The sequence below is a fragment of the Oceanospirillum sp. genome, assembly GCF_048265165.1.
Classification (GTDB): domain Bacteria; phylum Pseudomonadota; class Gammaproteobacteria; order Pseudomonadales; family Halomonadaceae; genus Oceanospirillum.
This window is the reverse complement of sequence record NZ_JBLXCD010000002.1, coordinates 385,405-407,083: the sequence shown is the minus strand read 5'-3', so window position 1 is coordinate 407,083 and position 21,679 is coordinate 385,405. Positions and strand designations below refer to the sequence as shown.

21 protein-coding genes and 6 tRNA genes are annotated in these 21,679 nt (G+C 49.7%); 12 read left to right on the top strand and 15 right to left on the bottom strand.

Translation table 11 applies throughout. The features are described 5' to 3' along the window. Positions 1-213: 213 nt before the first annotated feature. The 10 genes from ACN0R8_RS05415 to ACN0R8_RS05370 all read right to left on the bottom strand — a co-directional run bounded on the left by ACN0R8_RS05415 (position 214) and on the right by ACN0R8_RS05370 (position 5,156). Positions 214-289: transfer RNA gene (locus tag ACN0R8_RS05415), tRNA-Thr, on the bottom strand. A 32-nt stretch (positions 290-321) separates the two neighbouring features. Further along, positions 322-396 (bottom strand) — tRNA-Gln (locus ACN0R8_RS05410). 8 nt (positions 397-404) lie between these two features. Continuing rightward, a tRNA-Phe gene (locus tag ACN0R8_RS05405) sits at positions 405-480 on the bottom strand. A gap of 69 nt (positions 481-549) precedes the next feature. Next, a tRNA-Thr gene (locus ACN0R8_RS05400) sits at positions 550-625 on the bottom strand. A 32-nt stretch (positions 626-657) separates the two neighbouring features. Continuing rightward, a tRNA-Gln gene (locus tag ACN0R8_RS05395) sits at positions 658-732 on the bottom strand. An 8-nt stretch (positions 733-740) separates the two neighbouring features. Next, positions 741-816, bottom strand: a tRNA-Phe gene (locus ACN0R8_RS05390). 87 nt (positions 817-903) lie between these two features. Then, positions 904-1,179 carry an oxidative damage protection protein gene (locus tag ACN0R8_RS05385; protein ID WP_417595829.1) on the bottom strand — a complete coding sequence of 92 codons (276 nt, stop codon included), beginning with the start codon at positions 1,177-1,179 and terminating at the stop codon, positions 904-906. Positions 1,180-1,228: 49 nt separating this feature from the next. Further along, positions 1,229-2,287 (bottom strand): A/G-specific adenine glycosylase, encoded by a 1,059-nt coding sequence (gene mutY, locus ACN0R8_RS05380; RefSeq protein ID WP_417595827.1) that lies wholly within the window; start codon positions 2,285-2,287, stop codon positions 1,229-1,231. A 164-nt stretch (positions 2,288-2,451) separates the two neighbouring features. Beyond that, positions 2,452-4,641, bottom strand: a complete 2,190-nt coding sequence (locus ACN0R8_RS05375) for an AsmA family protein (RefSeq protein WP_417595825.1) — start codon at positions 4,639-4,641, stop codon at positions 2,452-2,454. A 71-nt stretch (positions 4,642-4,712) separates the two neighbouring features. Continuing rightward, a complete protein-coding gene (locus tag ACN0R8_RS05370; RefSeq protein WP_417595823.1) occupies positions 4,713-5,156 on the bottom strand; it encodes an acetyl-CoA sensor PanZ family protein in 444 nt (147 codons plus the stop codon). A 200-nt stretch (positions 5,157-5,356) separates the two neighbouring features. Here ACN0R8_RS05370 and hisB point away from each other — a divergent pair, with 200 nt between their 5' ends. The 7 genes from hisB (at position 5,357) to ACN0R8_RS05335 (ending at position 11,912) form a co-directional block, all read left to right on the top strand. After that, complete coding sequence (gene hisB / locus ACN0R8_RS05365; protein ID WP_417595821.1) at positions 5,357-5,950, top strand: imidazoleglycerol-phosphate dehydratase HisB; 594 nt, start codon at positions 5,357-5,359, stop codon at positions 5,948-5,950. 21 nt (positions 5,951-5,971) lie between these two features. Then, positions 5,972-6,622: an imidazole glycerol phosphate synthase subunit HisH gene (gene hisH / locus ACN0R8_RS05360; protein WP_417595819.1), complete on the top strand. Its 651-nt coding sequence runs from the start codon at positions 5,972-5,974 to the stop codon at positions 6,620-6,622. A gap of 340 nt (positions 6,623-6,962) precedes the next feature. Beyond that, positions 6,963-7,736, top strand: coding sequence for an imidazole glycerol phosphate synthase subunit HisF (gene hisF, locus ACN0R8_RS05355; protein ID WP_417595817.1), 774 nt, complete (start codon positions 6,963-6,965; stop codon positions 7,734-7,736). Positions 7,737-7,778: 42 nt separating this feature from the next. After that, positions 7,779-10,700 carry an intermembrane phospholipid transport protein YdbH family protein gene (locus tag ACN0R8_RS05350; RefSeq protein WP_417595815.1) on the top strand — a complete coding sequence of 974 codons (2,922 nt, stop codon included), beginning with the start codon at positions 7,779-7,781 and terminating at the stop codon, positions 10,698-10,700. Next, positions 10,697-10,882, top strand: coding sequence for a YnbE family lipoprotein (locus ACN0R8_RS05345; protein ID WP_078319596.1), 186 nt, complete (start codon positions 10,697-10,699; stop codon positions 10,880-10,882). Before ACN0R8_RS05350 ends, ACN0R8_RS05345 begins: the two co-directional genes overlap by 4 nt. A gap of 12 nt (positions 10,883-10,894) precedes the next feature. After that, positions 10,895-11,266 carry a YdbL family protein gene (locus tag ACN0R8_RS05340; RefSeq protein ID WP_417595813.1) on the top strand — a complete coding sequence of 124 codons (372 nt, stop codon included), beginning with the start codon at positions 10,895-10,897 and terminating at the stop codon, positions 11,264-11,266. Positions 11,267-11,375: 109 nt separating this feature from the next. Further along, on the top strand, positions 11,376-11,912 hold the full coding sequence (locus ACN0R8_RS05335) for a hypothetical protein (protein WP_417595811.1): 537 nt from the start codon (positions 11,376-11,378) through the stop codon (positions 11,910-11,912). 55 nt (positions 11,913-11,967) lie between these two features. Here the strand turns inward: ACN0R8_RS05335 and ACN0R8_RS05330 are convergent, their stop codons facing one another. From ACN0R8_RS05330 to gpmI, 5 genes are all read right to left on the bottom strand, one after another. After that, positions 11,968-12,558 carry a YjaG family protein gene (locus tag ACN0R8_RS05330; protein WP_417595809.1) on the bottom strand — a complete coding sequence of 197 codons (591 nt, stop codon included), beginning with the start codon at positions 12,556-12,558 and terminating at the stop codon, positions 11,968-11,970. Between the two features lie 69 nt (positions 12,559-12,627). Beyond that, entirely contained in the window at positions 12,628-13,758 is a 1,131-nt protein-coding gene (locus ACN0R8_RS05325; RefSeq protein WP_417595807.1) for a divergent polysaccharide deacetylase family protein, read from the bottom strand. A 44-nt stretch (positions 13,759-13,802) separates the two neighbouring features. Then, positions 13,803-15,140 carry a S41 family peptidase gene (locus ACN0R8_RS05320; protein ID WP_417595805.1) on the bottom strand — a complete coding sequence of 446 codons (1,338 nt, stop codon included), beginning with the start codon at positions 15,138-15,140 and terminating at the stop codon, positions 13,803-13,805. A gap of 96 nt (positions 15,141-15,236) precedes the next feature. Then, positions 15,237-16,442, bottom strand: a complete 1,206-nt coding sequence (locus ACN0R8_RS05315) for a murein hydrolase activator EnvC family protein (RefSeq protein ID WP_417595803.1) — start codon at positions 16,440-16,442, stop codon at positions 15,237-15,239. Positions 16,443-16,577: 135 nt separating this feature from the next. Continuing rightward, positions 16,578-18,122 (bottom strand): 2,3-bisphosphoglycerate-independent phosphoglycerate mutase, encoded by a 1,545-nt coding sequence (gene gpmI / locus ACN0R8_RS05310; RefSeq protein ID WP_417595801.1) that lies wholly within the window; start codon positions 18,120-18,122, stop codon positions 16,578-16,580. Between the two features lie 293 nt (positions 18,123-18,415). On the opposite strand from gpmI, the gene ACN0R8_RS05305 reads away from it, so the two are divergent. From ACN0R8_RS05305 to gshB, 5 genes are all read left to right on the top strand, one after another. Beyond that, positions 18,416-18,832 carry a rhodanese-like domain-containing protein gene (locus ACN0R8_RS05305; RefSeq protein WP_417595799.1) on the top strand — a complete coding sequence of 139 codons (417 nt, stop codon included), beginning with the start codon at positions 18,416-18,418 and terminating at the stop codon, positions 18,830-18,832. A 251-nt stretch (positions 18,833-19,083) separates the two neighbouring features. Then, a complete protein-coding gene (gene grxC / locus ACN0R8_RS05300; protein WP_078319588.1) occupies positions 19,084-19,338 on the top strand; it encodes a glutaredoxin 3 in 255 nt (84 codons plus the stop codon). A gap of 104 nt (positions 19,339-19,442) precedes the next feature. Further along, positions 19,443-19,895 (top strand): protein-export chaperone SecB, encoded by a 453-nt coding sequence (secB, locus tag ACN0R8_RS05295; RefSeq protein WP_078319587.1) that lies wholly within the window; start codon positions 19,443-19,445, stop codon positions 19,893-19,895. Positions 19,896-19,900: 5 nt separating this feature from the next. Next, entirely contained in the window at positions 19,901-20,626 is a 726-nt protein-coding gene (locus ACN0R8_RS05290; RefSeq protein ID WP_417595796.1) for a 16S rRNA (uracil(1498)-N(3))-methyltransferase, read from the top strand. Between the two features lie 82 nt (positions 20,627-20,708). Next, entirely contained in the window at positions 20,709-21,668 is a 960-nt protein-coding gene (gshB, locus tag ACN0R8_RS05285; protein WP_417595794.1) for a glutathione synthase, read from the top strand. Positions 21,669-21,679: the final 11 nt, after the last annotated feature.

Below are 21,679 nucleotides of genomic sequence, written 5' to 3'. Positions count from 1 at the left end.
GGGCTTTTTTACGCCCAGACTTTTTGCTTTGTATGGCGTGCACTAAAGGAGGTGTGCTTTGAAAATTAAGAAAGCTAAGCGCGGAAGAATGCTAAAATATGACGGAGTATCATTACTGATTTTGAGTTCGGGTATAGAGTCGCAGGATTGAAATTGACGCAGGTGCAGGCCTTTGATTCAGACTGAGATATTAAGTGATGCAGATTGAAGAAATGGTGCCGGCACCAGGAGTCGAACCCGGGACCTACTGATTACAAGTCAGTTGCTCTACCGACTGAGCTATACCGGCAATGCTTTGGAAAGCAGCTTTGAAAATAAATATGGCTGGGGTACCAGGATTCGAACCTGGGAGTGCCGATACCAAAAACCGGTGCCTTACCGCTTGGCTATACCCCAGCAAAGAGTGGTGGCCGGAGACGGAATCGAACCGCCGACACGAGGATTTTCAATCCTCTGCTCTACCAACTGAGCTATCCGGCCACAAGTGGACTATAAAGTCCATGCTTCAAATGAAGTTATCAGCTTATGGGTAAAAAAGATTTGCTGAAATGGTGCCGGCACCAGGAGTCGAACCCGGGACCTACTGATTACAAGTCAGTTGCTCTACCGACTGAGCTATACCGGCAATGCTTTGGAAAGCAGCTTTGAAAATAAATATGGCTGGGGTACCAGGATTCGAACCTGGGAGTGCCGATACCAAAAACCGGTGCCTTACCGCTTGGCTATACCCCAGCAAAGAGTGGTGGCCGGAGACGGAATCGAACCGCCGACACGAGGATTTTCAATCCTCTGCTCTACCAACTGAGCTATCCGGCCAACGAGGCGTATTAAACAGGATAGCCTTTTTTTCGTCAACTGTTTTTTCAAGAAAAGTTAAAAAAATACAGTCGCTTAATGACCTTTTTAGCTTTCAGGAGGCACATACCCGGCAACAGGTTCAAGATCTTCGGAATTATCAAAGAATTTGTCCATCTCAGTGCTCAGGAATTCTCTGGCTTCCGGGCTCATCATATTTAGATGTTTTTCATTGATCAGCATGGTTTGGTACTTGAGCCACTCCTGCCATGCTTGTTTCGATACTGTTTCAATAATTTCCTGACCCTTTTTTCCCGGAAAAGGCGGAATAGTCAGGGCTTCAAGGTCTTTCTGATATTTTTTACAGAAAATCATCTGACTCATAGTGTTCTCTTTGTTCTGTGATTGGATGTTTTTGCCATAGAGCGGTCGTTCAGGTTCTCAGGGCATGTAGTAACTTATGTATTGGGCCCGGTAGTCCGATATTATCCGGTTGCTCAGGGTTGTACCAACGTTGACCTTGCTCTCTGATATTTAGGGCAAGCTGCTTATTTTGTTGAGTATTCAGTGTGCATAGATGAATCTCTGCCTGCAACGTGAAGTGAGAAAACTTGTGCTCCAGATGTTGTTTTTCTTCTGTTTCGGGCAGCTGTCCCAGTAGGCTTTTTATCTCTTTAGCATCGGGTAGACTCCAAAGCCCGCCCCATATTCCAGTTGGTGGCCGCTGCAGCAGAAGATAGCCTGATTCCGGGGCATATAGCATATAAAGTGTGCTCTGCCGAACAGGGTTCGTTTTTTTGGGTTTTGAGTGGGGGAAGTCATGTTGGCTGGCGGTTAGCCTGGCGGCACACCAACGTTCGGCCGGGCATTCATCACACTTAGGATTGCGGCGGGTACAAACCAGTGCGCCTATATCCATAACGGCCTGAGTATAAGCCTGGCAGCGCTGCTGAGGGGTATAGTGTTCTGCCAGTTTCCAGAGCGCTTTTAGTGTGCGGCCTTGCCCCGGCCAGCCGGGCACACAGTGCAGGCGAGCCAGAAAGCGTTTTACGTTGCCGTCTAAAATTGCAGCCCGTTTGTTGTAAGCCTGAGCGGCAATGGCTGCGGCTGTTGAGCGGCCAATACCGGGGAGTGCTTCCAGGAGCTCCGGATCTTCTGGGAATTTTCCCTGATATTTGTCCGTGACGACTTGTGCGCATTTATGCAGGTTACGTGCTCTGGCGTAATATCCAAGCCCGGTCCAGAGGTGCAGCACTTCATCAATCTCTGCCGTCGCCAGAGTCTGCACTTCCGGGAAGCGGGCGATAAAGTTTTCAAAATAAGGGATAACCGTATTGACCTGTGTCTGCTGCAACATCACTTCAGAAAGCCAGACTTTATAAGCATTACGATTTTGTTGCCAGGGCAAGCTTTTACGGCCGTGCTGGTCGTACCAGCTTAGAATAGCTGCAGCCACCTGATCTGCATCATTAGGGGTAACCGATAGATCCACGCTGAAGCACCTGAGGCATTAAGCGCCACCGGGAATTCACGGTAGCGATGATAAAAAGGGCCGGATATATCCGACCCTTTTACTGAGATAAGTTATTGTAACTGAGGCTGGTGGCAGGGAAAAGACAGTATCTCTACCTTCTCCTGCGTTACCTCAGGTAGCGATCAGAAGAGGCTCTTCAGCTTTTCTTTGGCCTTCTCTTCCAGGCGTTTGCGGGCCGCTTCTTTCTCTGCCTTCAGTTTTGCCTTTAGCTCAGCTTCTATACGGTCTTTTTCAGCATCAGCCTTGGCTTTAAGTCGGGCTTTTTCTGCATTAAGAGCTGCCTTGGCCTCTGTTTTGGCGATTTTGCCCAGAGTATCTCCAATAGCATTGCTATCCAGTCCACAGTCAATGGCGAAAGGGGTGCCATAACTGCCATTACAGGCAACAGGCCAACGGACGGCTTTGAGGTTACTTTTTACGGTACAGGCTTCGTCATTGGCATCGGTAATTTGCGCGCCCATGTTATAGGCGAAAGTTTCTTTTGGTAGATTAAGGTTGCCATAGCCGGTCAGAAGAATGCCCGGAGTGGCGATGGTCATATCTTTGTTCTGTCCGACGCCATTTTTAAAGTCCATGCTGCCTTTAAGTGATGTGAAATCTGTATTGGCAGACCATTGTGCTTTTTTAGCATTGCCTAAAACACTGCACATCTCTTTGGCTAGGTTGGTGCCGAGAAAGGCCCCATTGAGGATGTTGAAGTCGACATGGCCGTTCAGGTTGCTCATCAATGTGGAGATGCGGTTAGTGCGGGTTCTGAAATCGGCATTGGCATTGACTGCGCCAGTGACGTCTTCAAACTCAACCATTTGAGCCAGAATGGGCGTGATCTGAACACCGGATGTTGCATGCTTAATATTGAGTGTTAATGGTGTTGGCCGAACGTCAAGCTGGGCACTGTTTGTGATACTGCCTTCATAAAGTTTTGCGTTGGCTTTGCTCAGGTCTACCACGCCGTCTTTAGCGGTAACTGCCAGTTGAATGTCTGTGATATTTAGTTTTTTGATGGTTAGTTGGTTCAGGTTTATTTTGGCATCGGCGTTCAGCGATTTTATCAGCTCAACCGGTAGCAGATCTGTTTCTGGTGTTGCTTCGGCTGGTGCTTGTTCTGTTTCCGCGACGTCATCCGCTTTCTCTTTAACGGGTGGTAAATAGTGATCTGCATTCAGTTTATCGATATCTAACTGGGCTGTGACGGCCTGATTGGCAAGTTTGACGGATGCACTGCCTTTAACCTGGGTGTCATCCAGTGTAATCAGCAGGTTTTTTATCGCAGCGGCTTCTTTTGATGCTTCAAAATCAGCAGATAGTGCCAGTGCGTGCATCGCATCGTGACGTGCCATTTCCGGCAGTAAAATTTCCAGCTGAGCAAGGGTTTCTTTCAGGTTGAACTGACTGATCTGGAGGTTGCCCTTAATATTAGGGGCGGTGGTGAGCCGTTCAATCTGTGAACTCAGGGTGATATCGATACCGTTTACGCTTAGTTTGCTGGCGTTAAACTGGGCACTATCCTGTTGGAGGTTTGCCTGTGCATCGGCCTGGAGGTTGAGTTGTGCATTATTACCGGGGATAAGTGGTGATTTGGCGTTTAGCTGCAGATCCAGTGCGTTTAAACGGAATAACTCTTTTTCCAGATCTGCTGTAACGCTGGCGCTAAGTTGTAATGTGGCGTCCAGTTCAGGGTTACTGCTTTCTACCTGAGTGGAAAAGCTGATGGGGAAGCTTTTCCCCAGCTGAATATTGTCGCTGGTAAAGTTCAGGTCATTAACGGCAAAGCGAACATTCTGCTGTTGATCTGTATACGTCAGGCGAGCATGGGTGATATCGATACCGCCAATCTCAATGTTCGGTAAGCCTGCGTTTTGTGTGGTATCTGTGCTCTGGTCTTCCTGAGGGCTACCGTCGGCGGGGAGGGCGGCTTCAGTGCTTTCAGGAATAAGCGCCTGCCAGTTACCTTTGCCGGAGTTATCCACAACCAAGTCGGCCTGCAAGCTATCCACAACAATGCGATCCACTTCGACTGAACCCGAGAGCAGAGGCATGACTTTGACAGAAACGGCAACCTGATTGACAGCCGCTAATGTTGTGTCTGTTGTATCCGGAAGTTTGACCACAACGTCATTGATATTCAGTCCAATACGAGGAAAAACGGCAACATTGAGCTCGCCGTTAATCTCCAGAGGGACACCGGCATTTTGGGCTGCATCAAGGATCTGGGGCTTGTATTGGTTGGCATCAAAAAACTGCGTCAGGTAGATCGCAAGGCCTGCCAGCAGGAGGAAAATAAAACTCACCAGATAAAATAGTGATTTCAATAAAAATCGCACTGTTATTGCTTCCCTGTTGTGAAATGATGGTCGGGCTGTGGTCGATTGTCATTCTGCTGTTAGCGAATATCCAGAAGGTAGTGATCGCCCGCTTCGCTCAGTGTGTAGCCCATGCGTTGCAGAATAATATGATCCTGGGTCATCAGGGCGCTGGTGGCAACCTGGGTTGTCATATTATTAGCTTTGGCGGCCTCGATCACCAGCGTGAGTAAGCGACTGCCTACTCCTCTGCGGCGGGTGACGCTGCGCACGCAAAGGTGGCTGATCTGCCATGCGTTGCTTTGTTGCGTGATAACGGCAGCGGCAATCAGGCGATCATTAAAAAGACCGCAATAGAAACTTTGCTCCGGACTTTGCAGGATCGTATCCACAAAAGATTTTGCGGAGTTAACATTCGGGAGTTGTGCCAGACGCTCTGCTTGGGCATCGGTGTAGATTTTTTCCAGTTGCTCAATATGTGCCTGGTCAGTTTTGTCATTAACAATCGTTAATAAAACGGGCATTCCGCGTCTCCGAAAGATAGATAAAACGCTTTCTGAACATTAAAAGCGTTCCGAATGATGCATAATAGGCTGGGTCTGACCCCGATGCAGCATTTGGTATGAATAAAGTGCAGAGTCTGCAGAAGTATTGTAGCGGATAGCAGGTCAGATTCTCTATAATTCCCGTTTTCTTGAATAACAAAGCCCTCCGGAGAATCTTCATGGCGGAGCGTACCGCAAGCGTAGAGCGTAACACCCTGGAAACCCAAATTAAGGTTTCAGTAAACCTTGATGGCACAGGTCAACTGAACATCGATACTGGCGTTCCCTTTCTGGAACATATGATCGATCAGGTCGCCCGGCATGGCCTCATTGATATGGATATTGTTGCCAAGGGAGATCTGCATATTGATGACCACCATACCGTGGAGGACCTTGGTATCACCCTGGGGCAGGCCTTTGCCAAAGCGGTGGGAGATAAAAAAGGTATGACACGTTATGGTCATGCCTATGTCCCTCTGGATGAAGCCTTGTCGCGGGTAGTGATCGATTTTTCCGGTCGCCCAGGCCTTGAGATGAATGTTGATTTTACCCGCGCCAGTATAGGCCGCCTGGATACTCAGCTATTCTGGGAGTTCTTCCAGGGCTTTGTGAATCATGCCGGTGTCACCCTGCATATTGATAACCTGAAAGGCTTTAATGCTCATCATCAGGCAGAAACCATTTTTAAAGCTTTCGGCCGTGCTCTGCGCATGGCGCTGGCGATGGATGAGCGTATGGCGGGCATGATGCCGTCAACAAAAGGCAGTCTGTAGGTGCGTGTTTAAGGATTTATAATGAAGACAATTGCTGTTATCGATTATGGCATGGGTAACCTGCACTCTGTATCGAAAGCGCTTGAGCACGTGGCCACTGATCAGCAGGTTGTCGTGACCTCTGATCCTGAGGTGATTCGTAGTGCCGAGCATGTTGTATTACCTGGTGTGGGTGCAATCCGTGATTGCATGGCGGAAATTCGTCGACTGGGTGTGGATAAAGTGGTGCAGGAGAATATCGCTTCCGGTAAACCTTTTCTGGGTATCTGTGTTGGCTATCAGGCGCTGATGCAGGACAGTGAAGAGAACGGTGGTGTGCCTTGCCTGGGGCAGTTTGAAGGTCATGTGCGTTTCTTTGGTGACCCGCTGACAGATGACAACGGCGAAAAACTGAAAGTACCCCACATGGGTTGGAACCGGGTTAAGCACACTCAAAACCACCCGATCTGGCAAGGTATTGAGGATGATGCCCGCTTCTATTTTGTCCACAGCTACTATGTGGAAGCGGCTGACCGATCTCAGGTGATTGGTGAAACCCATTATGGCAAAACCTGCCATGTGGCACTGGCTCACGACAACGTGGTTGCGGTGCAGTTTCACCCGGAAAAGAGTCACGATGCCGGTCTGCAGTTGTTGAAAAACTTTGCTGAATGGGATGGCAAAAGCGCCTGATTCAAAGGGGTAGCGGTCTCAGAGATACTGAGAGCTGAAGCCCGACAGAGTCGGCCTTACAAGTAGCCGCCAAGGATGGCGGTGGCTCCGGCTCGGTTCAGGGATGAACCGGCCGGAGTCTGTAAGGCGGGTCTCTGTCAGGGCTGGTTTCTATGCCCCGGGGCTTAAAGCCTGCTGCCTGTTTTATCCCGCGCATGTGGGTTCGTCCATGAACCGAACATGCGCACGTCGCCCTCCCTGGCGACCGTGGATAAAATCCGTTGCAGGCTTTTATAGGGTTTGCGTTTGCAGCTGATGCAGCCATCCATCACTTTGGATTTATAAAGAACAGGAGCCGAGTATGGCACTGGCAAAACGAATTATTCCTTGTCTGGATGTGGACAAAGGCCGTGTGGTAAAAGGCGTTAACTTTGTTGATATCCGCGATGCGGGTAACCCGGTTGAGGTTGCCAAACGCTATAACGAACAAGGTGCGGATGAGATCACCTTTCTTGATATCACCGCCAGTAACGAAGACCGTGAAACCACGGTTCATATGGTTGAAGAGATCGCCAGCGAAGTTTTTATCCCGCTGACCGTTGGCGGTGGTATCCGTACCTGCGAGGATATCCGCCGTATGCTGAATGCTGGTGCCGATAAAGTCGGTATCAATACGGCTGCGGTATTTAACCCGGACTTTGTCCGTGAAGCTGCAGAGCGGTTCGGCAGTCAGTGCATTGTGGTTGCCATCGACTGCAAACGTGTCAGTGCCGAGGGCGAGCCGGGCCGTTGGGAGATCTTTACCCATGGAGGCCGTAAGCCAACGGGTCTGGATGCGGTGGAGTGGGCGATCAAGATGAATGAGTATGGTGCTGGTGAAATTCTATTGACCAGCATGGATCGTGACGGCACTAAAAATGGTTTCGATCTGGAAGTCACCCGCGCCATCAGTAACGCTATTCCGATTCCTGTGATCGCTTCCGGTGGTGTTGGTAATCTTCAGCATTTGGCTGACGGTGTCACCGAGGGCCATGCGGATGCTGTACTGGCGGCCAGTATTTTCCATTTTGGTGAACACACCATTCCTGAAGCTAAGGCCTTTATGGCTGAGCAGGGGATTGAGATGCGCCTTTAGGCGCACCCTTTATCGTGCTCAAGGCAGGAGTGTGCAGCTCAGATGCGGTTTCGACAGTTTTTACTTGTCAGTTCAGCTATTCTTCTGGGCTGCACCCTGTTTTTTGCTTTTCTTTTATCTCTGCTCGCCTACAGCCATGATCGCTGGCTACCCTCTGTTATTAACCATTATATATTCTCTGAACCCTTGGCGGGTTTGCCTGCGGATAGCCTCCGGTTGGAGCTGCTTCAGCTGAAGAGCTGGCAGCGACTGAAAAAGCTTTCCTTATCGGGTCCTGAAAACAGCGCACTGGTTATTGAAGGTGTTTCATGGCCTGTTTCCGGCGAGTTGATTATTGATCGGGTGGATATTCGCTTGCCTGATCAGTTACCCAGGGCGCTAACCCTACCCGATACTGCCCTGGCCGAAACCGAATCTGTACCTGCAGAAGATAAATCGTCACCTAAAGCATCGATAACCTCTCGTGATCAACCGGTATCCGTTTCTGAAAGGCCTTCTTCAATGGGCTGGCTTCGGCAAGAGCTGAGCCTGCGATCAGAGTATGAGCAGTACTACCGACAGCTCAAAGCCGTTGTTACAAAACTGGATGCCCTGCGACAGCAATACCCGTTGCACACATTGACCGTCAGATCTCTAAGCTTGCAAGGTGTGCCGCTGGATAGTGTTATTCGCCTGCAGTATTTCAAGGGCGACTCTGGAGTAAAAGCAGAGGATGACCATTGGCAATTCAGTCTGATCGCCAGAGATCTGGCTCAGACTCAGGCGGGGATAGCAGAACCCTTTGTTTTCGACTTGAAGGCAGAGTTAAGTGATTCCCGGCAGACGTTTGATGTGGTTCTTCGGGAAGCGGAGCGCTTTAATTCAGATCATCTGGATCTGCCTGCATGGCTGCCATTGAAAGACGGATTGTTGAAGGCGCAGGAATACCTTGCCAATCACCCTGTTGCTATTTCGGAGTCTGATATTCGTTTGGCGATACAGCTGAAGGCGTCTCGGGCCGATTTGGCGATAAGTATCCCATCAGTGGTGTTTCATGGGGACGAGCTGTGCAGCATACCCCTTGATTCGCGCACGGTATCCCTTAGTTATCTGGCGGGCCAGCCGGAGCGATTAACGCTTTCGCTGGGGGGCACAGAGGATCACCTGGTTTCCGGTACTTGTCTGAAAGAGCATCTTGCTGGGGTTGATCTGTCAGAGTTACTGGTTTGGTCTAAAGGGCTGAGTCCTGCGTCATTAGAACAGGGTGGACGTATCCGGTTGGAGCTGGCCGCGCCTATAGAGCTGAACCTGACTGAAAAAATGATTAACTGGGCAGAGTTCTCGGGAAGCTGGCAACCCCATGACCGACAAGCACCGGCGCTGCAGTTCCATTTGAAGGGGGTGAAATTAACGCCGGATACGCTTGATTTCACATTACAAAATAGCTTCAGTGCAGAGCTTAAACCTCAGGCTTTTTTTGCGAATCAGTCCCGTCGTCTGGAGGTGTCTTCTCAAATAGCAGTCGCTCTGGCGGTGGATTCCCCGTCGGTTTTTGCAGACCTTCAGCAAGGTTTTCCCCTAATAAAACATGCTCAGGTCGATATTCTGAGCAGTGATACTGTACTAAAACCAGTGCCGAATGATGAGGCAACTCTTTGGGCTCCCGCCGGATTTGAACTTCCTGTCTTCAGGCACAAAGGTGAAGGGGTGTTCGCTCTGGAGAATCAGGCCGACTCAGCGAGCAGGTGGTCGCTGATACATCATGGGGAAGGGGAGACACTGATACGCCACCCTGAACTAAAACAGAATATAAGCTTACCTTACAGCAGTGATCTTGATGTTACTGCGCCTTTATCCATTCTAACGGCTGAGGATCTGATCTCTCAGATTGAGGGAGCCCTGAGAGTGAGCTTGGTTGAGAGGCCCTCTTTGGCAGACGTATCGGCGGATGCCCCCAACGCGCTACTACCTGAATTATCACTAGATTTTGACCTGAACCCCGATGCTCTGCAGCTGCACGCAGAAACACAGCTTGAACTGTCTCGTATAGGGGAATGGTTTAAGCTGCCATCGCAAACTCAAATTACCGGCGGGCAGTTAGATTTAACAGGGCGCTTTGATATCTCAAGAGCACATCTGGCAAAGCTGTCTGAAGATCCTGTTTTAGCTTCAGAAAATTTAACAGCAGGGCTGGGGGGCGATTTTTCTATTGGTTTGAGCCGCCTTGGCGGAAAAGCAGATGGCTATGAATTCAATCAGATTAAGCTGCCGTTACAGGGCGTGCTGACTTCTGGCCAGTGGCATACTGAGCAGACGACCCTGAAGGCCGGGCGAATCTATGCTGGAGTGGAACTAACGGACCTTGCTGTGGATCTTAATCTATCCGGTGACCTGAACAATAAGGTATCGTCCGTAAAGGCTCGGTTTACGGGTTTATCTGCAAAGGCCTTGGGTGGCTCGGTATTGCTTGACCGGATGAACTATCCATTTAGTAGTGGTGGAACTTCAGATAGTGGCGGTGAAACTTCAGAGCTGACTTTGGATAAGTTGGACCTCAGCGAAATGATCGCCTTAGGCGATAGACAGATCAAGGTAACCGGGCGACTCAATGGTACACTCCCTCTCCGGCTTAGTGACACAGGGATTGCGATTCGACAGGGAAGGGTTTATAGCTCTGAGGGCGAAATTGTTCTGAGGGAAAACTCAGCCTGGCAGGCGATGTTACAGCAGCAGGCAACGCTGGCCAGCCAGTTAAGGCATCTTAATAATCTTCACTATGATCTGATGCAGGGTGATATTGAAATGAACGAGGATGGCCAGCTGACAGCGGTACTGACCATCCGAGGTGAAAACAAGGCAGAGTCACAGCCGGTTAACCTGAATTTTACCAGCGAGCAGAATATTCTGACGCTACTTAAAGCGCTGCGATTAAGCGACCAGATCGATAAATCGCTCAGCGAATCAGCACAAGGGATGTATCAATGATACTCAGACTTTTACTCTTAACCGGTATGCTCAGTTTTCTGGCAGCCTGTACACCCCGTATTGAGGTGGGGGCCAAGGAGCCGATCACCATCAATCTGAATGTTAAGATCGATCATGAAATTCGGGTCAAGGTTGATAAAGAGCTGGAGCAGATGTTCAGCGAAGACAGTGATCTTTTCTAAGGAGTTAACCTGATGAATAACACGATAAGCAATAACCACGTAGCACCACGGTTGTGGGTTTCTTCTTTGACTGCACTTATGATTAGCTTGTTGCTGGCATTGGTCATGGCGGGGCCGGCTTATGCATTGGATTTGGATGCTGCCAAAGATAGCGGTTGGGTTGGTGAGCGTTATACCGGTTATCTAGGGGTAGTCCAGCCTGAGGCTGGTGTAAAAGCCTTGGTGGATGATGTGAACAATAAGCGTACGCAGGTTTATAAAGACCTGGCAGCAAAGAACAAGATAACGTTGCAGGAAGTCGAGAAAATTGCTGGAAAAAAAGTGATTGAAAAGACCCGCCCCGGCAACCTGATCGATTTAGGTAATGGTTGGCTGAAGAAATAAAACTTCGGTTTCTGAGTCTGTACTTCATAGGTAAAGTGCCGGACTTTTATGCTTTTCCGGAATTAAGCTTAAAAGCTCAGCACTGCCCTCTTCAAGCTAAGGAATTTTCATGTCCACAGAGCAATTTATCGCTTATCAATGGTATCTGGCTGGCGCTTTTTTTGCCTTTGTCCTGGCACTGACGACACTGTTTTTTCAGGCGCTCTTTCATGAAAAGCGTATTGCTTTGGCCTGGCTTTTGGTTATTTTTGTGATCAGCCTGCTGAATGGCTCCGGTGTTGTCAGTATGGAGCTTATTGGTGCGCATACACCGGAAGAGAACCCTATTATCCGGGGAATCAGCGGTATTGGTGATTATCTGGTCCTGGCGCTTGGTGTTATTGAACTCATGCTGTTTGTTTACTTTGTCGCCCGGCACTTCAGAAAAGTGTATGTCAGCGTACCTGCTGTTGTGCTGGTGATTTGCACGGGTTTTGGCTATTACGCCTATCAGGACCTGATGAGTAGCGGTAATCTGATGTTTGAGTCTGATATTGAACAGCAGGTGGAACAAGGCTCAGTATCTGTGGAAAGTGAAGACGAAAAGTCCTTCCACAGCAGTGTCCGGGATCGGGGACTGAATGAGTCCGCAGTGGAGAGCCAGTAGCTTTTAGAGGTGTGACCCGGAGCTTATGCTCCGGGTTTTTTTAATGGCAGGAAGGTTAAACCGCCAGCCCCAGGCAGCTCACGCCATCATTCTGAGCCATTAGGCGCAGCGCTTTCAGCTTATCCTTCTGAGGGTGTTTCATCGCGCTGATCTGTTCCAGTACTTCATCCTGAAACTCGCGGTCAAACTGCATCAGTTCATGATCGTTCAGGGCTTTTCGTCGGGCCTTCTCATCTTCAGGCACCTCTTCAGTTGCCTCGATAAAGCTGATAATGGTCTGGCGCATCAGGCGACTGACACGGGTAACCTCTTCTGCCTGAGTGCCCATGGCCAGTTCCATAGCGGTATGAGCAGCCATTGCGGCATCAATCGCCGGGTAAACACCGTACATTTCATAGTCAGCATCATTGGGTATCAGGTCTGCCAATCTTTCCAGCTGAACTTCAAAATTGATTGTGCTGGCCTTATTAGCCAGTTGCTCCCAAATCAGCATCAGGCTCTTTTTTAACTGTGCGGCTTGCTCAGGCTGCTCCGTTACCTGACAAAACAGTGCGTAGTTAGGGTACATGCGTTCAGCTAATGCTGTGGCAAACGCAGTTTGCTGCCAGGGGGCTAAGTCTTTCAGTTGTTGAAAAAAAGCACTCATTTCTGGGGGGTAGCCTGTATTGATAGTAGTAAAGAGAAAGTATTCAGGTTATCAGGTGACATGCATTCTTCAGTCATGGGCTGCTGCCCAGTTCTGCTTATCTTTGGGGGTCAGCCAGTCCGGATGATGGATAGGTTGGTGCAACATATCCCGGCCGGCATCTCTCAGGTGCGGAGTATTTTCTCTGTTCGGTACGGCACGTTCTTCAGTCCGGTTGAGGCGCTGAAGATTCGGGGACTTTTTTCTGATGATCACCTCTTTACGAGTGATTTTAGGATGTGTGGCATCAGTCTCTTTGAATCGGGTTAGTTGCTGAATCTCACTACGCCAGAAAGCTGGGCTTCGATTGGGAATTGTTATTTCTGGTGTGGCAGAAGCGGGTTGCACATCCTTATATATCTGCCCCATGGCGACCAGCTGTTCCGGAACGGAAACCAGCCGAATACCCTGAGCCTGAAGTTCCGGTATCCGGTTTTCCAGCATATTGAGCGTGACGTTGTGAGGATGGCCTATTGCCGTGGCGTGCCCGTTGAGTTGTGCCTGGCGAACCAGGGTATCGAAAGCCTCATTTACGGCAGAAGGAGTTCGTATATGGTCCAGAAAGACATCCCTGCTCATGTTGGGGACGCCATTCGCACGGGCTGTTTTGGCGGCCACTGATTTTGCTGTGGTGCGGCTGTCGATAAAGAACAGGCGACGCTTGCTCACTTCTTCCATAAGCCACTGCATACGGACACTGTCCTGTGTCAGCTCGCTACCCATATGGTTATTAACACCTTGTACAAATGGAATATCGGCAAGTGCTTTTTTTAATGCCTGATCAAAGGTTTCTCTATCCATGGATGGACTGAGGGTGCCCGGCCCAGGTTCCCATTGGTGTACGTTAGTCATTGGCGCATGAAGCATTACTGTTTTGCCCTTTTGATGGGCAGCTTTGGCAAGTCGTTGACTGTAAGGTGTATGGGGCAGTACTGCGTAGGATATAGCACCGGGGAGGTTTACTGCCCGTAAGCCATTACGCAGATTGTAGCCTATGTCATCAATGACCAAGGTAATCGTGGGTGAGCTGGAGGCCTGCACTGGCGAGCCGAAACCGAGAAGAGAAAAACCAAAAAACAGGGAAAGAAGAGTACTCAGCCCCGGAATATCTGAGCTAAGTTGCGTTTGTAAGTGTGAATGATGCTGTGAAATAGTCGTCATATCAGTGTCGCTTGGGCCGCCCTTACAGGCAGCCTGATCAGGTTCTAATGGGTTGCTTCGTTGCTGCTGAGAGTACTGCTATCTGGGCTTTTATTCAGAATATGCAGGCTTTTCAACAGGCTTAAAGCTTCAAATAACTGGTAGTCACTTTCAGCCAATGAGGTGCTGTCTTCAGGTTTCTGGCCAACTGCTTTCTGACTGCTTTCAAGATGCCCCTCAAGGTCCGCCTCTTTGATCTGTAGTCTGGCTTCAATAGGCGTCAGGCGAGCAGGCTTTACTTCTATATCAGGAGTTACACCCTGAGCTTGAATAGACCGGCCGGATGGCGTGTAGTACAGGGCGGTCGTCAGCTTCAGGCCGCGGTTTTCCCCAAGGGGCAGAATCGTTTGTACGGAGCCTTTGCCAAAGCTTTGAGTACCCATGATTACACCACGGTGATGATCCTGAAGCGCTCCGGATACAATTTCAGAGGCAGAGGCAGAGCCCTCGTTGATCAGGACGATTAAAGGTACTCCATGGCTTGGGTTGTTCGGTGTGGCATCAAAACTAAGCTCAGTATTGTCCAGTCGACCTTTGGTATAAACAATACGACCTTGGGTGATAAAGGCATCCACGACCTCAGCCGCTGCCTGTAATACACCGCCCGGATTGTTGCGCAGATCCAGAACAACCCCTTTGAGCTGACCATTAGCACCACTGTGCATTTTGTTGAGGGCTTTGACGACTTCTTCGCCGGTATGTACCTGAAATTGGGTAATTCGAATATAACCGTAGTCTTCGTCCAGCATACGATGTTTTACACTGGTAACACGGATCAGAGCCCGTTTCAGTGTTAGTTCGAAGGGGGCGTCTGCACCGTCCCGCATAATCGTCAGGCGAATTTCCGTGTCGGGCTTACCCCGCATTAGCTCTATTGACTTGTTCAGCGGTAAGTTTTTAATCGGAGTGTCATTGATCTTAACGATCAGGTCGTGAGGGCGGATGCCGGCCCGTGCTGCTGGTGTGTCATCTATCGGGGTAACGACTTTAATAAAGCCGTTTTCAGAACTGACTTCAAGGCCCAGACCGCCAAACTCACCCTGAGTACTTTCCTGCAGTTCGTCGTAATCATCTGGTGTCAGGTAGGTGGAGTGAGGATCTAAGCCTGTGACCATCCCTCTGATAGCATTGTCCAACAGCTCTTCGTCATTGATATCATGGACATAGGCACGCTTGATGCGTTCGAACACTTCTCCGAAGGTACGTAGCTCCTCCAGTGGCAGTTCCTGAGCCTCATAAGCCAGAGCTTCATCGGATGGGGTTACTTCTGCAAACAGGTTTGAACTTGTCAGACTGAGTAACAGGCCAAAGCCGATTCCTAGTATGGTCTGCGAGGTTCTCATGAATCACTCCTTAATGCCCCGGTCATGACAGCTAACGGTCGTCGGGGTTTGTATCATCAGATTTGCCTGTTTGTCACAGGGTGGTCTGAGTGTTTTTCAGCGTTTGCCGAGCCAGATAATGGGGTCTTGCGGAGCCCCTTTCTTGCGAATTTCAAAATACAGACCGCTCCGGCTTTGTCCGCCGCTTCGCCCAGCGGTTGCGATACTTTCACCGGCATGAATCCAGTCACCGGCTTCCCGAAGCAGAGATTGATTATGACCGTAGAGACTCATAAAGCCATTACCGTGATCAAGAATCAAAAGTACGCCGTACCCCCTGAGCCAGTCGGAAAAAACAACACGCCCGGAGTGAATCGCTTTAATTTCTGTGCCTTCCTGACCGCGAATCACCATACCATTGCGGCGTAGTTTGCCACGAATTTGCTCGCTGCCAAAAGCATAAGCGACAGGGCCTTTAAGTGGCCAGGGCAGTTTGCCACGCATGGACTTAAACGGTCGGGTATCCTTCGGCATGGGAATATTAACAATAGCTTGCTGTACTTCTTTTAATAATTTCTCAAGGCGAGCTCTGTCCTGGTTCAGGCGGGCTAATTCCTGACCTTTGCCTGAGATCTCCCGGTCTAATTGAGAGACAAGAGTTTCCCGCTTCTTCTGCTCGACTTTCAGGCGGCCACGGTCAGCTTCCAGCTTACTGCGGGTTGTGGTCAGGACATAATCTTTTTGTAAAATCTCTTTTTCAACCCGGTTCAGACTGTGGGCTGTTTCCAGGTATTCATCAATATGTCGGCTGCGCTCCTTATTGATGTAATCGTAATAGCGTAAGACCCGTGAGATCTGGTCCGGTTGCTGCTGGTTAAGCAGAACTTTCAGGTATTCCTGTCGTCCCATGGCATAAGCTGAACGGATCTGCTTTTCCAGGTAATCTTTCTGCTGGTTCTGTTTGAGCCTCAGGCTGCTTTTTTCTGCCCGAAGTACACTCAGGCGGCTTTGCAGTCGTTTGCTACTCGCCAGATTACTTCGGATGGCCCGGGCTGTATCGGATATTTTCTTTTCGGAGGTCTGAAGTTTTTTAAGTACTTCAGCTTTTGCACCCTTCACCTGGTTTAGTGATTGCTCAAGAACTTTGATGCGACCGTTCAGCTCTTTTAGCTGCTGGGCTGAAACATCCTCTTTGCCCGCTGCCTGTGAAGGTAAAGACAAAAGGGCGGATGAGGAGATAAGCAGGATCGCCAGCAAGTAGCTGAGAAGCTGTAAGGAAAAGGGCCAGTGTCCGAAATCTCGACTCTGTTTATTTTGCAGCAAAGGTGCAGCGGCTCTTTTGATTATCAATGACAGTGCTTTCCGTTACCCGTAGGCATTTTGGTCAAATGGTAAAGAGCTGGGGAGGCCAGCTCTTTGTGTGTCATTCTGTCCGAAATTCAGTGACGTCTCTGAATGTCAGGCGTAAGAAACAAGGTTATGACCGCTCATTTCAGTCGGTTGTTTCAGATCCATGATTTTTAGCAGGCTCGGCGCAATATCGCAAAGACGGCCATTCTCAAGCGTAACTGACTCCGCGCGTTCATTTACGTAAATAAGGGGAACCGGGAAAGTCGTATGGGCTGTCTGAACCTGACCTGATTCCGGGTTAATCATCTGCTCTGCATTACCATGGTCTGCGGTGATTAAGCACTCACCACCCACTTCCAGCAGGGCTTCGGTGACACGCCCCAGACAAACATCCAGTGCTTCAACCGCTTTAACCGCAGCATCGTATTTTCCGGTATGACCCACCATATCACCGTTGGCATAGTTGCAAACGATCAGGTCGAAATCGCCGCTTTTGATCGCATCAACCAGCTTATCGGTAACTTCCGGTGCGCTCATCTCAGGTTGCAGGTCATAAGTGGCGACCTGTGGCGACTGCACCAGTATGCGGGTTTCACCTTCGTACTCCTCTTCCCGGCCACCGCTGAAGAAAAAGGTTACATGGGCGTATTTCTCAGTCTCAGCGATACGCAGCTGAGTTTTGCCCTGATTCGCCATGTATTCGCCAAGAGTATTCACCAGTTTGGCTGGCGGGAAGGCGGTAGTGGTTTTAATATCGGCGGCATATTCGGTCAGCATGACAAAGTCGGCCAGCACAGGCGTTACTTCGCGGGTGAAACCGTCAAAGTCTGCGTTAACAAAGCTGCGGGTAATCTCCCGGGCCCGGTCTGCACGGAAGTTCATAAACAGAACGGCATCGCCATCTTCGATCTTAACCGTTTTGCCATCAGGGCGGATGCTGGAGGCGGCAACAAATTCGTCATTTTCATCCCGTTCGTAAGCCGCCAGAAGAGCTTCTTTTGCCTCGGTATACACATGTTCCGCTTTTGCCTGTGTTAGTAGGTTATAAGCCTGCTCAACGCGGTCCCAACGGTTGTCGCGATCCATGGCGTAGTAGCGGCCGATCAGGGACGCAACAAAACCGATGCCGAGTTTCTTCAGTAGGGCATCTGTTTTAATGATGGATGCTTCTGCACTACGGGGAGGCATATCACGACCGTCAAGGAAGCCATGAACATAAACTTTTTTTGCACCACGGTCAGCAGCCAGTTTGCAGGCGGCAAAGATGTGTTCTTCATGGCTGTGCACACCACCTGGTGACAGCAGGCCCATAAGATGTACGGCTTTATCCACTGCAACGGCTTTGTCGATGGCAGAAACTAACGCGGCATTTTCAAAGAAATCACCATCAGCAATCGATTTGGTGATGCGGGTAAACTCCTGGTAAACAGTACGTCCGGCTCCGAGATTCATATGACCAACTTCTGAGTTGCCCATCTGACCATCCGGCAGGCCTACGGCCATGCCTGATGTTTCGATCAAAGCATTGGGGTATTGATCCCACAGGCGATCCCAAACCGGTTTGTTGGCATTGGCAATGGCATTATTTTCGGTCGTTTCACAATGGCCGAAACCATCCAGAATGATAAGAGCAACAGGCGTACGTTTTGACATGATGTTTTCAGGGTCGCATTAGATTCATAAAAAGTTACACGTCCTGACAGACGTTTCGCAGTAGCTGGACATCATACCCCAGATTTCTCGGGCCTCCCAAATTCTTTGCCGGGGATAAAGATGTGAAAAAAGTATATAAACCAACCTGTTTGGGGCGGTTAAATCTTCATCAGGTTGTGTATACTAACTGCCTTTAAATGCCAGTCCTCCGGGGTGATTTTCCGGGTTTTATAAACCGGTAGACCGGGTGATCTGCGCATCCATGATCAATGAAAGGCTGACGAGGAAAGAAGTTGGAACAGTTTATTGAGTTTGCCACTAACCACTGGATGATGGTGGGTACATTTGCGATCCTGCTGATTCTCTGGCTGGGATATGAGTTCATGACCGGCAATAAAGCGATCAGCTGTCAGCAGGCCACCTTGCTGGTGAACCGTGAAGAAGGTGTTTTTCTGGATATCCGGGATCGTGGTGATTTCCGCAACGGTCATATTGCCGGTGCAGTGAATATCAGCATGGCGAGTCTGAAAGATCGGGTTGGTGAACTGGAAAAATACAAAGCTAAGCCGATTATTGTTGTTTGCAAAATGGGTAATACAGCATCAGGGGCTGTTAGTGAGTTACAGAAAGCAGGTTTTGAAAAAGCCTGTGTCATGCGCGGCGGTATGAGTAACTGGCAGAATGACAATTTGCCGGTTGTGACGAAATAGACGCTTTGCATTTTCTCCGGTTAGTTGCAGTTTCAGGCTGATACGGTTGCTATTCCGGCGTAGCCTGGAATCATAGCTGTCAGGATTGAATTAGGCTTTTCTGATATTATGTGTTGCGGCAGAGGATTCCTCTGCGGTATGGCAAAGAGGTGGGTATGCCTGCCTCTTTGCTTGTAACAGATCATGGAAGACCCCATATGACGGGGTAAGCCAATATATATCTTCTGCAGTTTTCTATTAAAGGTGAGCTTATGCAAAATGTAGTGATTTACAGTAAATCCTGGTGCCCGTTCTGTGTTCAGGCTAAGCGCCTGTTACAATCGAAAAAGGTCGATTTTACTGAGATCGATGTCGAGCGTGAGCCTGCCAAAATGCAGGAAATGATGAAAAACAGTGGTCGTCGTACTGTACCGCAGATCTGGGTAGGTGAAACTCATATTGGTGGTTGCGATGACCTTTTTGCCGCAGAGCAAACCGGTCAGCTGAATCAGCTGTTAGCGGGATAATCGCTCCGGTGTCTGCGGATTGAGTGAGTGTCCGGCAATAATAATGCGTGTCAGGCAATCCAGAGAGAAGCCGTTTTCGGCACCAATAATTTTAAGGAAGCACCATGAGTGAAGAACAGAACCAACCACAATTCGTATTACAGCGTATCTACCTGAAAGATCTGTCTTTTGAGTCTCCGAATGCTCCGGCTACGTTTCAGCAGGATTGGGCGCCTAAGGTTCAGTTCGACCTGAACAGCAATAGCCAGCAAGTGGGTGAGAATCTGTATGAAGTGGTGGTTTCTCTCACCGTAACGGTCACCAATGAAGAAAAAACAGCGTTTCTGGTCGAGATCCAGCAAGCGGGCCTGTTCTTCATTCAGGGTCTGGAAGATGCACAGCTGCATCACACTCTGGGGGCTTTCTGCCCGAATGTACTGTTCCCTTATGCTCGTGAAGCAGTAGATAACATCGTAACCCGTGGCAGCTTCCCTGCCCTGATGCTGGCTCCGGTTAACTTTGATGCTCTGTATGCGGATGCCGTTCAGCGTCAGCAGGAGCAGGCTGGTAACGCTTAATCTGAATGGCTATACCACGTATCTACAGCCCTCAGGTTATGGTCGAGGGGCAGTCTGTTCAGCTTGATGAGTCGGCTGCCCGCCATGTTGGCCTGGTGCTGCGTATGAAGGCCGGACAGCCGCTGACGCTTTTTAATGGAGCGGGCGGCTGTTTTTCTGCCACGATTAAAGAATCCAGTAAGCGCTCTGTGACTGTCTCGCTTGATACTTTTCATCCGGATGAAAAAGAGTCACCTCTTCAGATACACCTGGCCCAGTCCATCTCCAAAGGTGATCGCATGGAGTATGCGATTCAGAAGGCGACCGAGCTGGGAATTACCGAAATTACCCCCATCTATACCGAACATGGTGATGTGCGTCTGAAAGGCGACCGTGCCGCCAAGAAACAACAGCATTGGCAGCAGGTGGCAATCAGCGCCTGTGAGCAGTGTCAGCGTAATCGTGTGCCTGTGGTTCACCCTCCGATGACTCTGCAGGATTGGCTATCTGCTGTTGAGGCGGATTTGAAGCTGGTCTTGCATCACAGAACGGAGCGTCAGCTCAGTGGCTACGACCAGCCTGAACAGGTTGCTCTGCTGATCGGCCCGGAAGGTGGATTATCAGCCGCAGAAATCACTCAGGCTGAGACCGAAGGTTTTCATCCATTGGCTCTTGGCCCCCGGGTTTTACGCACAGAAACAGCGCCTGTAGTCGCATTAAGCGTACTGCAGTATCTGTGGGGCGATTTTTAAGTCGAAGAAGCCCACAGTAACTAATCTTTTTATAGTGCCCGTTGAATAAACTCAGGCGGGCATCGATCGGGAGAAAGCGGATATGACGATCAAACTAGGTGTGGTGATGGACCCGATCGAGGCGATCACCTACAAAAAAGACACCACACTGGCGATGCTTTGGGCCGCACAGGATAGGGGCTGGGAGCTGTATTATATGCAGCAACAGGACCTTTACCTGCAGCAAGGCAAAGCGATGGCTGTGATGCAGCCATTAAAAGTGTTCCGTGACCCCGACAACTGGTTTGAACTGGGTGAAGCGGTTAACGCCAGTATGACGGAGCTGGACACTGTGCTGATGCGCAAAGATCCTCCGTTTGATACCGAATTTCTGAATGCCACCTATCTGTTGGAGCAGGCAGAGAGGGAAGGTGTTTTGGTGGTGAATAAACCACAGAGCCTGCGTGACTGTAACGAAAAACTGTTTGCCCAGCAGTTCCCTGAGTGTTGCCCACCAACGATTGTCAGTCGTCGTGAAGATATTCTGCGGAGCTTCCACAAAGAGCAGGGTGATGTGATTTTTAAACCGCTGGATGGTATGGGTGGCACTGGTATATTCCGTGTAAAAGAAGATGGCCTGAATATCGGTGCGATTCTGGAAACCCTGACTGAAATGGGCAGTCGTCAGATTATGGCACAGAGATATCTGCCGGAGATTGTGGATGGCGATACCCGGATTCTGATGGTTGATGGTAAGCCTGTGCCTTACGGCTTAGCACGTATTCCTGCTCAGGGCGAAGTCCGTGGCAACCTGGCTGCAGGCGGTGCTGGTGTCGGTCGTCCGCTGACTGATCGTGATTACTGGTTGTGTGAGCAAGTGGCTCCCGTGGTGAAAGAGAAAGGCCTGCTGTTTGTTGGTCTGGATGTGATCGGTGGTTACATGACCGAGCTGAATGTTACCAGCCCGACCTGCGTGCGTGAGCTGAACGATCAGTTTGGACTTGATATCGCCGGTGATCTGATGGACGTAATTGCGGCCAAGCTGGCTGAACGTTCTGCTTAAAATCTCAGGTT